At 51.4% G+C, this 296-nt stretch carries 1 tRNA gene and 1 rRNA gene; both read left to right on the forward strand.

What is annotated here, in order from left to right:
• Window positions 1-89: 89 nt before the first annotated feature.
• Window positions 90-207: ribosomal RNA gene (gene rrf / locus DW251_RS17755) — 5S ribosomal RNA — on the forward strand.
• Window positions 208-212: 5 nt separating this feature from the next.
• A tRNA-Ala gene (locus DW251_RS17760) sits at window positions 213-285 on the forward strand.
• The last annotated feature ends 11 nt before the right edge of the window (window positions 286-296 follow it).

Raw genomic sequence — 296 nt, forward strand, 5'->3', positions numbered from 1 at the left:
TCGGAAGGTGCGGCTGGATCACCTCCTTTCTAAGGAAGAAGAAGTAAGGGTTTGAGTATTATTGAGTCCTTAATATAAAGGCACAAATTTCTGGTGCTGATGCGCTTAGGGGACACACCCGTTCCCATCCCGAACACGATGGTTAAGACCTAAGCGGCCGATGGTACTATACTGGAGACGGTATGGGAGAGCAGGTGGCTGCCAGATCATATGGGGGTGTAGCTCAGTTGGGAGAGCACCTGCCTTGCAAGCAGGGGGTCAAGAGTTCGAATCTCTCCATCTCCATTGGCCGAAAG

The organism is Clostridium sp. AM22-11AC (assembly GCF_003473545.1).
Taxonomy (GTDB): Bacteria; Bacillota; Clostridia; order Lachnospirales; family Lachnospiraceae; genus Enterocloster.